Raw genomic sequence first — 12,457 nt, forward strand, 5'->3', positions numbered from 1 at the left:
GGAGGGAAAAATGTGGCGAGGGGATTTATCCCCGCTGGACTGCGAAGCAGTCCCAAATCAGCCAACTCAATTTGCCTGAAAGATCGAGTTGCTTGGTTTCAGGGCTGCTTCGCAGCCCAGCGGGGCGGTGCGACGTTTCGCTAAATCCCCTCGCCACAGTGGAGAGTCTATTTGCCCGGCACCAGGGTCAACCGCGTCTTGCCATAGGCCCGATCGAAGTTCTGCGGCTGCAAGGGCAGGTTCTGATATTGCCCCTTGATCCACGGATCGATGCCATTGGCATAGTTCGGGCTGACCGGGTTGCCGGACTGGCCGGTGCCGTCCTGGATCATCAGCGGTTCAGGTTGGCCGAAGTCAACGATAAAACGCATGGCCGGTGCCAGGGTGGTATTGAAATCCTGCCCCACGGCGTACGCCGCGGTGTTGAGCGTGGTGGCGTCGCCACCGGCCGGCAGCGGTCCGCGCACGATCTGGCCGTTACTGTTCTTCCACTCGTAGCGATGCAACTTGCCCCACTGCCAAGCCTTGTGGTCACCGCCCAACTGGCTGTCACCGGCGCTGATGGTCGCGGCGAGGCTGCGGGCCAGGATGACGGCCTTGTCTTCCTTCTGCGGTGTCCGCACGTCGTCCCAGAACGGGCTGTCCTCGCGAGCCAGCAGATGATCGGCCTGGGCCGAGTAGGACAATTGGCCATTGGCGATCAGCGCTTTCCACGCCGGGCTGCTGTCCGGGCCCAGTTCGTCGAGGAAGATCTGTTTCATGCTTTCCTGCAGGAACAGCTCATAGATCGCCGCATCGGCGGAGGTCGGGCTGAGCCGGCCATCGAATGCCATCAAGCGGGTATAGGCTTCGCGGGCCTTGGCCCGGTCAGCCACCGGCAGGGCTTCGATCGCCTGTTTGAGCGGTTGGGACATGCCCGGGGCTTCGAAGACCTTCTTGAGTTTGGCGGCGAAGGTCGTGGTCTGGTCGTATTGCATGGCGGTCAGGCTGCGGGAGTCGTGCTTGCCCGCGCTGGCCAGTTCGGCCAGGCGCTCGCCACGCTCCGGTGCGGCCCAGGAGTTGGACAACTGCATGCCGTAGCCGTGGGGAATGACCCGCTGGTTGGCTGTGCCGAGCCAGCCTTGGGCCGGATCCTGGTCGTACGGGTGCAGCATCGGGTCGGCGTAACCGTCCCAATCGTAGCGACCATCCCAGCCTGGGGACGGTAACAGGCCTTCGCCTTCGCGGCGGTTGGGGTAGCGACCGGTGACTTGCCAGCCGATGTTGCTGGCGTCGGCGAATACCATATTCACGGCCATGGCGCGGATTTCCCGGCTGGCATCGGAGGCTTTCTCGACGTTTTGTGCCCGGGACAGGTCGAAGAAGGCATCCAGGGTCTTGTCGTCGCCCAGGCTCGGCATCTGCAACGCCAGGCCAAAGCCGTTGGCCATGGCCGGGCCCTGGGCGCTGTTGAGCAGCGGGCCGTGGCGGGTCTCGAACACCGCTTCACGAATCGGCCGCTGGCCTTTGATGAAATAGGTTTCGTTGCGCACGATTGCCGGTTGCCATTTGCCGTTGGCCTCGTAGGACAAGCCGTTGCCCTGGCGCCGGATTTTTTCCAGGAACAGGTCCTGGTTATCGCCCAGCACGCTGGTCATGCTCCAGGCCACTTTGCCGTTGAAACCGGCCAGGATCATCGGAATGCCCGCCACGGAAACCCCGGCCGCCTGGTACTTGGGCGCCCGGATCTGTACGGGGCTCCACAGTCCTGGCATGCCCAGCGGGCCATGGCTGTCGCTGGCCAACAGACTCTTGCCGCTGCGGCTGCGTTGCGGCGCGATGGCCCAGTTACTCGAAGAGGCAGCACTCAAAAGGTTCAGCCCGGCCAACTGGCTGGTGGCCTTGCTGATCTCGTTCAGGCCCGGAATCTGGCCGTTGAGCCGCACGCCCTGAAGCTTGTCGGCTTCGGCCTGGGGCAGTTGTTCATCCGGATAGGATGGGCTCAGCCAGGCGAGTTTGTCGTTGGTGACCGTCTGGGCCAGCACCAGGCTAGCGATTTCTTCCGGCAGGTTGGCCGATTGGCTGAAATTCAGCAGGCAGAACATCAGCGCCGAGTCTTCCGGTTTCCAGTACTCGGGTTTGTAACCGGTGGCGGCCAAGTCCGCCGGCAACTTGTCGCGGTAGCGGAACAGGTAGGCGTTGACGCCGCGGGCATAGACTTCGAAGAAGCGCTTGAGCCGTGGCGAAGACGCCTTGTACAGCTCATCGGCGTTTTTCTTCAGGTTGACGGCGCGCATGTAGCGGTCGACGTCCAGCCGTTCGGCGCCGGACATCTCTGCCAACCGCCCCTGGGCCAGCAGACGCAGGGTCACCATCTGGGTGATGCGGTCACTGGCATGGACGTAGCCGAGGGTGAACAGGGCGTCATGAAAACTGTTGCTTTCGATCAGCGGCATGCCCGTGGCATTGCGGCGGACCGAGACGTTCTGCGCCAGCCCCTTGAGCGGCTGCACGCCGGAAGTGGGCGGGACAGTGTCCTGGGCATTCCAGGTCTGGCATCCGCTCAAACCGAGCACACTGGCCACCGCGGCGGCAACGCCGAGCCGGGGGATGAAGGAAATAGAGGCTGGCGAGGCCATGGCAAAGCTCCTGCGGGAGGGGGTGGCGGCAATAAAGGCGCTACGTTAGTGAGCAGGAGGGGGGCGCGCAAGCGGGGGCGAGGGTTATTTGTTGATTTGGCGACAAAACCCAGGGCTCGGGTAAGCTCTTTCGCTCGAGGGCTTGCCTGTCAGGAAGAGGTGATGCCCAAGTGTGGAAATTCAATGACTGAGCAAGAGGAAATCGGCATGGAGCTACAGATCAACGCAGCGCTGATCCTCATCGATCAACAAAAAGGCATTCTTCACCCCAGGCTCGGCCCTCGCAACAACCCCGAGGCAGAACTGCGGATGCTGGAGCTTCTGGCTTTCTGGCGGCACACGGTTCGACCGGTGATTCATGTCCACCACTTGTCCCGCTCGCCGGATTCGGTGTTCTGGCCGGGACAGTCGGGCGTGGAGGTCCAGCCACGGTTCGAGCCGATGGCCGGGGAGTGGTTGATTCAAAAACAGGTGCCGGATGCGTTCAGTGGCACGCCCCTGGAAGAAGACCTGCGCAGGGCAGGCATCGGGCAACTGGTGATCGTCGGCGTGGCGACGCACAACTCGGTGGAGTCCACGGCGCGTACGGCCGGTAATCTGGGGTTCGACACGTGGGTGGTCGAGGATGCCTGCTTTACCTTCGACAAGACCGACTATTTCGGCAATGCCCGTTCGGCTGGCGAGGTGCACGCCATGTCCCTGGGCAACTTGCATGGCGAGTATGCGACGGTGGTCAGTGTGAAGCGGGTTCTTGAGGCAGTCTGATAGACAGGCATTGAAAGTGCCGGCCTCATCGCGAGCAGGCTCGCTCCCACACTGGATTCTGCACTGATCATGGAATATCGCTTCACCGCAATGCCCTTGTGGGAGCGGGCTTGCTCGCGAAGAGGGTGTGTCAGGTTAATCAATGCCAACTGACCCGCCGCATTCGCGAGCAAGCCCGCTCCCACAGAAGTCGGTGGTGAGCCCCGGCCTTACGAGCGTCGCAGACCCCCTGTGGGAGCGAGCCTGCTCGCGATAGCGATTCAACAGGCGAAGATTATCTGCGCCCGAACCTTCAAGCCCCGTGGCACTTCTTGAATTTCTTGCCATTACCGCATGGGCAAGGGTCGTTGCGGCCGACATCCTTCAGGGCGTTGCGTACCGGTTCCTGGTGGGCGTGGCCGCAGTTCGGGCCGTGGACGTGGCCGTGGTCATGATCGTGATGATGGTCGTGATCGTGGTTGCAATCAGGGCCGTGGACATGGGGTTGCTGGGTCATCGGGGTTACTCCGCAATAAAATCGGCGGCGATTATCACGCCATTGCGCTCAAGGTGCACGTAGTGGGCGATGAATAATCCGGTTTCCAGCTCACCTTCCAGACGATAGGGGATCTGTTCCCGGGGTTTCTCCAGCAACTTCACCACATCCCGCACCTGCGGCCACAGGTTGGTGCGGATCGGCACCTTGAAGTAGGCACTGTGTCTGGGGCGTACGGTGAACCAGTGTTCATGCTCACCTTCGGTCAGCAACAGGTCGCCCAGGTGGATGCGATACGTCAGGCCGCGAACGGTCAGGTCGCTGTCGCCCGGGTTGTCGACGCGAAAGTGCAGCATGAACTTCTGTTCCAGCAGCCGGGCCCGCACCACCTCGACCTTGACCAGATGCACTTGTGGCTCAGGGGCTTCTTCACCCCACCAGGACGCGCAGCCGCCGAGCCCGACGAATAGCAGCAGGCAGGTGATGCGCAGCAAGAGTGATGGTGGGGTCATGTCCGTGCCTCTGGTTTATCCCCAGTCTAGCCCTATGGGCCGATGGACGAGCGTCGGACGTTTCCGAAAAGTCAGCGATTGAAGTAGCCGGCGCAGCACTTCTTGAATTTGTGCCCGCTGCCGCACGGGCAGTTGTCGTTGCGGCCAGTCTTGACTGGCACGGTCGGGTCGATGAAGTACCAGCGCCCGTTGTTCTGTACGAACGAAGATTGTTCACGGTGGCTGTGCTCCCCCTGGCCGTCGTGCCAGCGCGCCGTGAACGTGACAAAGGCGTGCTCAGGTTGCCCGCCGAACACTTCGCTGCTTTCCACCTCCAGTCCCAACCAGGTGCTGTTGGCGCTCCACTCGCTGATCGACTGGCGATCGAGCCCTTGCTGCTGGGCGGGCAGGGTGGTGGCGACCAGATAATCCACCAGGCCCAGCACGTAGGCGCTGTAGCGCGAGCGCATCAAGGCTTCGGCGCAAGGCGCCGGGTGACCGTCGTGGTAATGGCCGCAGCAGGCGTCCAGTGTGTTGCCACTGCCGCAGGGGCAAATGGGTGTGTGCGGGCTTGTGTTCACGGCTACCACCAATATTTTCCAAAGTTTTCCGGGTTGGCCCAAAAGCGCGAGTTGAGCCAGTCGGGGACTTGCTTGTATTCAAGCAGATCATAGGTAAACAGGGTCAGCACCTGCTCTTCGCGCTGGAATCGCTCGCTGGCTTGCAGGGCCAGGGAAAAAAAGTCCGTCTCTTGCCAGCCGCAGGCGTTGAGGTCTGCCAGCACGGCGATACGGCTGGCGTTGAGATTGCGGATGCCGCCCAACAGGTTCAGACCGTCGCGCTTGGGCAAATGCTCCAGGCAATCGAGCGCCAGGGCCAGGTCAAAACGCCGCGCCGCCACGTCCGCCGGCAGCGCGCCTGGGCCGGCATGGACCACTTCGGTGTCGGGGTGGGCCTGCTGGAACGCTTCGAGTGCGGGAAAGCCACTGGCACCGATCAACAGCAGTTTTTGCGGGGCATAACGGTCAAGCACGGCCGCCAGGGCTTGCTGGGGCGTACGCGAAGAAATGGCAACGGTCATCGAAGTTCCTCAGTCAGAAGCGTCACGATAGCCTGCCCGGACATCCTGGCCTAGAGCGGTTTGTCCCTGAATGGGCGCAAACGTCGCAAACACGGGGCGAAAACCCGCGATTGCTCAGGCTGGCGCAGATCCGCAGACGGGTCTTTACTCCCCTGAATCGGCGCAGAGCCGATCCCTCAAGGAGAAAACCCAATGAGCATAGTTCGGACAGCGTTACCCCTGGTTCTGCTAACCAGTGTGTTGACTGGTTGCGCAGGTTTGCAGAAAACCGACTGGCCGATCTGTGCGGCCACTGGTGGTGTTGTCGGCGCGGGACTGGGCGCCATCGAAAGCAGTTCCTGGATCGGCCCGGGAGCGCTGGTGGCCGGCACCGTTGCGGCGGGCTGGTGCTGGGCCCATGGCGACGGCGACGAAGACGGCGATGGCGTGCCGGACAGCCGCGACAAGTGCCCGGGTACACCGAAGGGCGTGCAGGTCGATGCCGACGGTTGCCCACCGCCCGCTCCAGCGCCGGTGGTTGAAGAACCCGCAGTGGTCAAGGAAGAAACCATCGTGATCCGCGATGTGCACTTTGAATTCAACAAAGCCACGTTGACCCCGGGCGACAAAGAGGTCCTGAGCACAGTCGCCACCCGGCTGAAACAGGAAACGTCCACCGCGCAATTGCGCGTCACCGGCCATACCGACAGCGTCGGCAGCGATGCCTATAACCAACGCCTGTCAGAGAAACGGGCCAATTCGGTGGTGAACTACCTGGTCGATCAAGGCGTGCCTCGCGCCAGTTTCGTCTCGGTGAGTGGTGCCGGGGAAAGCCAGCCAGTGGCCGACAACAAGACCGCCGACGGACGCGCCCAGAACCGTCGCACGGAAATCCGGATAAATCGCTAAAACCCTTGCCATCCGCGGCTTGTAGAGTGGCGGATGACAGTCTTTACTCCTGTGTGACCGGTATGGGCCGGTGACACAGGAGCCTTCACCATGAACGTTCTTATCAAGGCCGTCTTACCGGTGCTGCTGGCCAGCAGCGTGTTGTCCGGTTGTGCCACGCACAGCGATGGCAGCGCCCCCCTCAATCAACGCACCTGGCCGATCTGTAGCCTGATCGGCGGCTTGGTCGGTGGCGGATTGGGGGCCATCGAAAGCAGCGGCTGGGCCGCCGGTGGCGCCGCGTTGGGGCTGCTGGGCGGTGGTTTGATCTGCTACGCCCAAGATGGCGATGAAGACAACGACGGGGTGTTCGACCGCCGCGACCGTTGCCCCGATACGCCGGCCAATACTCCCGTCGAGCATCACGGCTGCCCGCTGCCGCAATACCCGGCCAGCGCCCCGCCGGTCGAGCCTGAAGCACCGGCCACCGAAGTCATCACCCTTAACGATGCCGGCAAGGTGCTGTTCGATTTCGACAAATCCGATCTCACCGCGCAAGCCCGAAGCCAACTCGATGGGCTGATGGGCAAACTCAGCCATGCCAATGTCGCCAGCATCCGGGTGGTGGGGCACACCGACAGTGTCGGCACTGATGCCTATAACCAGGGGCTGTCCGAACGTCGGGCCAGCAGCGTCGTCGAATATTTGCTGACCCAGGGGCTGGCTCCCGACAAACTCACCAGTGAAGGCAAGGGCGAAAGCGAGCCGGTGGCTGACAATGAAACCGACGAAGGGCGGGCACAGAACCGTCGGGTCGAGCTGCATATCCAGCGTTGAGCCCTGAGCCAGAGCCGTCGGATCGCGAGGAGGGCGGTTCGGCGGTCGCTGGCCGGCGGTAAATTAAATTTGCCTTGCCCTCTGGCTTATCCTGCGCGCAAGCCGTTACTGTGCGGCCAAAGAATAATACTCATCGGGGGGGCATATGAAGGTGTTTTGGGGGCTGGGGCGTTTACTGACCCTACTGTTCTGGCTGGTGGTGCTGGTCAACCTGATTGTGCCGTTCGTCCATCCGTTGCATCTGCTGGTCAATTTCGCCGCAGCGTTTTTACTGGCGCTCCATCTATTGGAACTGCTGGTGTTCAGGGCCAGTTTTCGTGGCCGTCCCGCGCCTGGCCGCGATCGCCTCAGAGTGCTGCTGTTCGGCATCTTCCATCTGCAAACCCTCCCGACCGCGCCAGAGGCTTCCCATGCGTAAATTGTGTCTGCTCGCCGCACTCGTATGCCCATGGGCTTCGGCCCAAGTGGTCCAGGTCGAAAGCCATTCGTTGATGCGTCTGCCCAACACCACCAGTACCCTGACCCTGGAGCGGCTGGACGTGGCCGACTACGGCACGCTGCTGGTGCCTTCCAATGTCACGGAACTGACCATCGACCAATTGCACCTGGGACGTGAGGCACGGATCGCCATCGTGCCGGCGCAGCAGGTATTGGAAATGAAAGTGGCCCAGGCTGAGTTGGCCGAGGGCAGCCAGATCACTTCACGCGGCGCACCGGGTACCTACACCAAAGCGGCGCGGCCGGGGCGGGATCTGAACCTGCGCTTCAATGCCTTGAATGCGCCGCTGTTGTCGGTGGATGCCCGTGGTGGCACCGGTGCGCCGGGTTTCGTCGGCCTGGACGGCGCCAATGGCCAGGCGCCAGGTTGCACCTGGGGGGCGGCCGGTCGCGGGGCCGACGGCAGCAACGGCAGCGATGGCCAGCCCGGTGCGGCCGGTGCACTGGTGCGTCTTGAGCTGCCCCGCGCCTATCCTGCCGAGCAGATCAAGGTGACGGTGGACGGCGGCGCCGGTGGCGCGGCTGGGCACGGCGGCAAACCCGGTGTCGGTGGCAAGGCCAAGGGTTGTCTGGTCTATACCGCTGACGGCGGCAAGAGCGGCCGTCCGGGTGCCGATGGCCAGCCGGGGCCTGCCGGCGCGGCGGGGGCGGTGACGGTGCAGCGGTTCTGAAGAAAATCTGATCCCGACTTGTAGGAGCGAGCCTGCTCGCGATGGCATTGGGTCAGTCGATCAAGTATTGCCTGATGTGCCGCCATCGCGAGCAAGCTCGCTCCCACAGGGTTAGGTGCAATATTTTCAGAACATCGGCCGCGCCGCGCCAATCGCCACCACCAGCAGCCCGATCAGCAAATTGATCCCCACCAGTTTGCGAATTCTCCCCAGCACCGCCGCACCCGTCGGCCAATCCTGCGCAGTCACAGCGTTACGCAACGAAGGCAGTTGCAGGCCCTGGATGCGGATAAACAGCGCCGCCATCACCACATACAGGCCCATCATGATCTGCACATAACGCGGCGCGGTTTCGAAGCCGGCGAAGCGCACGTGGATCAGGCCTACACCGCTGATCGGCAAAAGCACCACCGCCACCCAGACCCAGACGAAAAAACGTTGAAACACTTCTACCCACAATTTGAGCCGGGCAGGGCCCTCAAGTGCCGTCATTGCGGCGGGGCGCAGGATCATCCAGGCGAAGAACATGCCGCCGACCCAAACCAGGGCCGCCAGCAAATGCAGGGTGTAGACAAGGGCAAAGGGTGTCATTGGGTTACTCCGTTCTGCGCAGGATTCATTAGCGGGGTATGATAGCCGCCGATCCGAACCACTGAAAATTTATCCAGCGTTTTTAGCGCCCGACCATTCATGATCAGCACCGAACTCAAAACCACGATCCAGGGCGCCTATTCGCGTTTTCTCGAAGCCAAGAGCCTCAAGCCGCGATATGGCCAGCGCCTGATGATTGCCGAAGTGGCAAAAGTCCTGGGTGACATCGACACCGATGACGAAGGCCGGCGCAGTGGCGAGCCCGCCGTCGTGGCGGTGGAGGCCGGCACCGGTACCGGCAAGACCGTGGCCTACAGCCTTGCGGCGATCCCCACCGCCAAGGCCGCCGGCAAGCGCCTGGTGATTGCCACCGCGACCGTCGCCCTGCAGGAGCAGATCGTCTACAAGGACCTGCCCGACCTGATGCGCAATAGCGGCCTGAACTTCACGTTCGCGCTGGCCAAGGGCCGTGGGCGCTACATGTGCCTGTCCAAGCTCGACATGCTGCTCCAGGAAGGCCAGGCGCAGACCGCCACGGCCCAGCTGTTCGAAGAAGAAGGCTTCAAGATCGAAGTCGATGAAGCCAGCCAGAAGCTGTTTACCAGCATGATCGAGAAACTGGCCGGCAATAAGTGGGACGGCGACCGCGACAGCTGGTCCACGGCCCTGGAAGACGCCGACTGGTCGCGCCTGACCACAGACCATAGCCAATGCACCAACCGCCATTGCCCGAACTTCGGCCAGTGCGCCTTCTACAAGGCCCGCGAAGGCATGGGCAAGGTCGACGTCATCGTCACCAACCACGACATGGTCCTGGCCGACCTGGCCCTGGGCGGTGGCGCGGTGCTGCCGGACCCGCGCGACACGATCTACGTATTCGACGAAGGCCATCACCTGCCGGACAAGGCCATCGGCCATTTCGCCCATTACACCCGGCTACGCTCCACCGCCGACTGGCTGGAAACCACCGCCAAGAACCTCACCAAACTGCTGGCCCAGCATCCATTGCCGGGTGACCTGGGCAAGTTCATCGAGCAAGTGCCGGAGCTGGCGCGGGAAATCAAGACGAACCAGCAGTTCATGTTCACCGCCTGCGAGCAAGTGGCCGACTTCAAGCCCGGCGAAGACGTCGAGGGCCGCGAGCGGCCACGCCATCGCTTCGTCGGCGGGGTGATTCCTGAACACATGCGCGAAATGGGCATCGAGCTCAAGAAAGGCTTCGCCCGCCTGACCGATCTGTTCACCCGCCTGACCGACCTGCTCAAGGAAGGCATGGATGGCGAGGTCAACATCGGCATCGCCAGCAACCAGGCCGAGGAATGGTACCCGCTATTTGGCAGCCTGTTGTCCCGCTCCCAGGGCAACTGGGAACTGTGGACGGCCTTCACCGCCGAAGACCCGGAGGACAACCCGCCGATGGCCCGGTGGCTGACCCTGGCCGAAAGCGGTTCGCTGTTTGACATCGAGGTCAATGCCAGCCCGATCCTGGCGGCGGAAATGCTGCGGCGCAACCTGTGGAACGTGGCCTACGGTGCGTTGGTGACGTCCGCGACGCTGACCGCCCTGGGCACGTTCGACCGTTTCCGCATGCGCGCCGGCCTGCCGAAGAAAGCCGTGACCGCGGTGGTCCCGAGCCCCTTCCATCACGCCGATGCCGGCGTGTTGCGGGTGCCAGACCTCAAGGCCGACCCACGGGATGCCGCCGCCCACACTGCGGCGATCATTCGTGACTTGCCGGAATTGGTGGAAGGCTCGCGGGGCACCCTGGTGTTGTTTTCCTCGCGTAAACAGATGCAGGACGTGTTCGATGGGCTTGACCGTGACTGGCGCAAACAGGTGTTCATCCAGGGCAACCTGTCGAAGCAGGAAACCCTGAACAAGCACAAGGCGCGGGTCGACGGCGGGGACTCCAGCGTGCTCTTCGGCCTGGCGAGTTTTGCCGAAGGCGTGGATTTGCCCGGTGCCTATTGCGAGCACGTGGTGATCGCCAAGATCCCGTTCTCCGTCCCTGACGATCCGGTGGAAGCCGCGCTGGCCGAGTGGATCGAAGCCCGTGGCGGCAACCCGTTCATGGAAATCTCCGTGCCGGACGCATCGCTGAAACTGGTCCAGGCCTGTGGCCGCTTGCTGCGTACCGAAGAGGACCGCGGCACCATCACCTTGCTTGACCGCAGGCTGGTAACCCAGCGCTACGGCAAGGCGATCCTCAATGCGCTGCCACCGTTTCGGCGGGAGATTTCCTAGATTCTGGTGATTTGCTTGACGGGGGCTGTGTCAGTCCGGTCAGCCGTCTTGCGGCGGTTCCCAAAAGCCTGAATGGCTGAAACAATGCCAGCACTTTAAAAAGTGTTTGTTTCAAAGGAGTTGCGGGTGCAGATTCAAGGCCATTATGAACTTCAGTTCGAGGCGGTGCGTGAAGCCTTCGCGGCGCTGTTCGATGATCCCCAGGAGCGTGGCGCCGCGTTGTGCATTCAAGTGGGTGGCCGGACTGTCGTCGATCTGTGGGCCGGTACCGCCGATAAGGATGGCAGCGAAGCCTGGCACAGCGACACCATCGCCAATCTGTTTTCCTGCACCAAGACATTTACCGCCGTCACTGCCTTGCAACTGGTAGCCGAGGGCAAGCTGCAACTGGATGCCCCGGTTGCCCGCTATTGGCCGGAATTTGCCGCCGCCGGCAAGCAATCCATCACCCTGCGCCAGTTGCTCTGCCATCAGGCTGGACTACCAGCTCTGCATGAATTGCTGCCGCCCGAGGCGCTTTATGATTGGCAAGCCATGGTCGATGCCCTGGCCGCTGAAACGCCGTGGTGGACGCCGGGCGAAGGCCATGGCTACGCGGCGATCACTTATGGCTGGCTGGTCGGCGAGCTGCTGCGCCGGGCCGATGGGCGTGGCCCGGGGGACTCCATCGTGGCCCGCGTTGCCAAGCCATTGGGCCTGGATTTCCATGTCGGCCTGGCCGATGAGGAGTTTCATCGCGTGGCCCACATTGCCCGTGGCAAAGGCAACGTGGGGGATGCAGCGGCCCAGCGCCTGTTGCAGGTGACGATGCGCGAGCCCACGGCCATGACCACCCGGGCCTTCACCAACCCGCCGTCGATCATGACCAGCACCAACAAGCCGGAGTGGCGACGCATGCAGCAACCGGCGGCCAACGGTCACGGCAATGCCCGCAGCCTGGCCGGGTTCTACGCCGGTCTGTTGGACGGCAGCCTGCTGGAAGGCGAAATGCTCGACGAACTGACTCGCCAGCACAGCCTCGGCGAGGACAAGACACTGTTGACCCGGACCCGTTTCGGCCTGGGTTGCATGCTCGATCAACCGGATGTACCGAACGCGACCTACGGCCTCGGCCCACGGGCATTCGGCCATCCGGGGGCGGGAGGCTCCATCGGGTTTGCCGATCCGGAACAGGATGTTGCCTTTGGTTTCGTGACCAACACACTCGGGCCTTATGTGCTGATGGATCCGCGCGCGCAGAACCTGGCGAGGGTGTTAGCCACTTGTCTGTAAAACGCCATTGAAGGCAGCGGACACCGGAACCTCGTGTCCTTTTCAGT

13 protein-coding genes are annotated in these 12,457 nt (G+C 62.6%); 7 read left to right on the plus strand and 6 right to left on the minus strand.

The window, feature by feature from the left end; all coding sequences use genetic code 11:
• Positions 1–167 precede the first annotated feature (167 nt).
• Positions 168–2,618, minus strand: coding sequence for a penicillin acylase family protein (locus PBDP_RS06155; RefSeq protein WP_109755697.1), 2,451 nt, complete (start codon positions 2,616–2,618; stop codon positions 168–170).
• Positions 2,619–2,825: 207 nt separating this feature from the next.
• On the opposite strand from PBDP_RS06155, the gene PBDP_RS06160 reads away from it, so the two are divergent.
• Entirely contained in the window at positions 2,826–3,383 is a 558-nt protein-coding gene (locus PBDP_RS06160) for a cysteine hydrolase family protein (protein WP_109755797.1), read from the plus strand.
• Positions 3,384–3,675: 292 nt separating this feature from the next.
• Here PBDP_RS06160 and PBDP_RS06165 read toward each other — a convergent pair whose 3' ends face one another.
• From PBDP_RS06165 to PBDP_RS06180, 4 genes are all read right to left on the minus strand, one after another.
• Positions 3,676–3,879 carry an SEC-C metal-binding domain-containing protein gene (locus PBDP_RS06165; protein WP_003198420.1) on the minus strand — a complete coding sequence of 68 codons (204 nt, stop codon included), beginning with the start codon at positions 3,877–3,879 and terminating at the stop codon, positions 3,676–3,678.
• Positions 3,880–3,884: 5 nt separating this feature from the next.
• Entirely contained in the window at positions 3,885–4,370 is a 486-nt protein-coding gene (locus PBDP_RS06170; protein WP_109755698.1) for an LEA/WHy family protein, read from the minus strand.
• Between the two features lie 71 nt (positions 4,371–4,441).
• Positions 4,442–4,930 (minus strand): YchJ family protein, encoded by a 489-nt coding sequence (locus PBDP_RS06175; protein ID WP_162893798.1) that lies wholly within the window; start codon positions 4,928–4,930, stop codon positions 4,442–4,444.
• Positions 4,931–4,932: 2 nt separating this feature from the next.
• Complete coding sequence (locus PBDP_RS06180; protein ID WP_109755699.1) at positions 4,933–5,430, minus strand: DUF6231 family protein; 498 nt, start codon at positions 5,428–5,430, stop codon at positions 4,933–4,935.
• A 192-nt stretch (positions 5,431–5,622) separates the two neighbouring features.
• On the opposite strand from PBDP_RS06180, the gene PBDP_RS06185 reads away from it, so the two are divergent.
• The 4 genes from PBDP_RS06185 to PBDP_RS06200 all read left to right on the plus strand — a co-directional run bounded on the left by PBDP_RS06185 (position 5,623) and on the right by PBDP_RS06200 (position 8,303).
• Entirely contained in the window at positions 5,623–6,318 is a 696-nt protein-coding gene (locus PBDP_RS06185) for a PA1041 family peptidoglycan-binding anchor lipoprotein (protein ID WP_109755700.1), read from the plus strand.
• A gap of 90 nt (positions 6,319–6,408) precedes the next feature.
• A complete protein-coding gene (locus PBDP_RS06190; protein WP_212801958.1) occupies positions 6,409–7,134 on the plus strand; it encodes a PA1041 family peptidoglycan-binding anchor lipoprotein in 726 nt (241 codons plus the stop codon).
• Between the two features lie 145 nt (positions 7,135–7,279).
• Positions 7,280–7,552 (plus strand): DUF1145 domain-containing protein, encoded by a 273-nt coding sequence (locus PBDP_RS06195; RefSeq protein WP_116831602.1) that lies wholly within the window; start codon positions 7,280–7,282, stop codon positions 7,550–7,552.
• A complete protein-coding gene (locus tag PBDP_RS06200) occupies positions 7,545–8,303 on the plus strand; it encodes a collagen-like protein (protein WP_163855104.1) in 759 nt (252 codons plus the stop codon). The genes PBDP_RS06195 and PBDP_RS06200 overlap by 8 nt, the downstream gene beginning before the upstream one ends.
• A 126-nt stretch (positions 8,304–8,429) precedes the next feature.
• On the opposite strand, the gene PBDP_RS06205 is transcribed toward PBDP_RS06200, so the two are convergent.
• The gene (locus PBDP_RS06205) at positions 8,430–8,894 is read right to left on the minus strand and encodes a CopD family protein (protein ID WP_109755704.1); all 465 of its coding nucleotides are present in this window, start codon (positions 8,892–8,894) and stop codon (positions 8,430–8,432) included.
• 99 nt (positions 8,895–8,993) lie between these two features.
• On the opposite strand from PBDP_RS06205, the gene dinG reads away from it, so the two are divergent.
• Together dinG and PBDP_RS06215 are read left to right on the plus strand one after the other, a co-directional pair.
• Positions 8,994–11,138, plus strand: a complete 2,145-nt coding sequence (gene dinG, locus PBDP_RS06210; protein WP_092329194.1) for an ATP-dependent DNA helicase DinG — start codon at positions 8,994–8,996, stop codon at positions 11,136–11,138.
• A gap of 126 nt (positions 11,139–11,264) precedes the next feature.
• The gene (locus tag PBDP_RS06215; RefSeq protein ID WP_163855102.1) at positions 11,265–12,410 is read left to right on the plus strand and encodes a serine hydrolase domain-containing protein; all 1,146 of its coding nucleotides are present in this window, start codon (positions 11,265–11,267) and stop codon (positions 12,408–12,410) included.
• Positions 12,411–12,457: the final 47 nt, after the last annotated feature.

It is taken from the genome of Pseudomonas sp. St290, from assembly GCF_018325805.1.
Taxonomy (GTDB): domain Bacteria; phylum Pseudomonadota; class Gammaproteobacteria; order Pseudomonadales; family Pseudomonadaceae; genus Aquipseudomonas; species Aquipseudomonas bijieensis.

Bases quoted from the DNA above. Each gene is read 5' to 3' on its own strand.
- PBDP_RS06155 (WP_109755697.1), bottom strand. From the start codon at position 2,618: ATGGCCTCGCCAGCCTCTATTTCCTTCATCCCCCGGCTCGGCGTTGCC.
- PBDP_RS06160 (WP_109755797.1), top strand. From the start codon at position 2,826: ATGGAGCTACAGATCAACGCAGCGCTGATCCTCATCGATCAACAAAAA.
- PBDP_RS06165 (WP_003198420.1), bottom strand. From the start codon at position 3,879: ATGACCCAGCAACCCCATGTCCACGGCCCTGATTGCAACCACGATCAC.
- PBDP_RS06170 (WP_109755698.1), bottom strand. From the start codon at position 4,370: ATGACCCCACCATCACTCTTGCTGCGCATCACCTGCCTGCTGCTATTC.
- PBDP_RS06180 (WP_109755699.1), bottom strand. From the start codon at position 5,430: ATGACCGTTGCCATTTCTTCGCGTACGCCCCAGCAAGCCCTGGCGGCC.
- PBDP_RS06185 (WP_109755700.1), top strand. From the start codon at position 5,623: ATGAGCATAGTTCGGACAGCGTTACCCCTGGTTCTGCTAACCAGTGTG.
- PBDP_RS06190 (WP_212801958.1), top strand. From the start codon at position 6,409: ATGAACGTTCTTATCAAGGCCGTCTTACCGGTGCTGCTGGCCAGCAGC.
- PBDP_RS06195 (WP_116831602.1), top strand. From the start codon at position 7,280: ATGAAGGTGTTTTGGGGGCTGGGGCGTTTACTGACCCTACTGTTCTGG.
- PBDP_RS06200 (WP_163855104.1), top strand. From the start codon at position 7,545: ATGCGTAAATTGTGTCTGCTCGCCGCACTCGTATGCCCATGGGCTTCG.
- PBDP_RS06205 (WP_109755704.1), bottom strand. From the start codon at position 8,894: ATGACACCCTTTGCCCTTGTCTACACCCTGCATTTGCTGGCGGCCCTG.
- dinG (WP_092329194.1), top strand. From the start codon at position 8,994: ATGATCAGCACCGAACTCAAAACCACGATCCAGGGCGCCTATTCGCGT.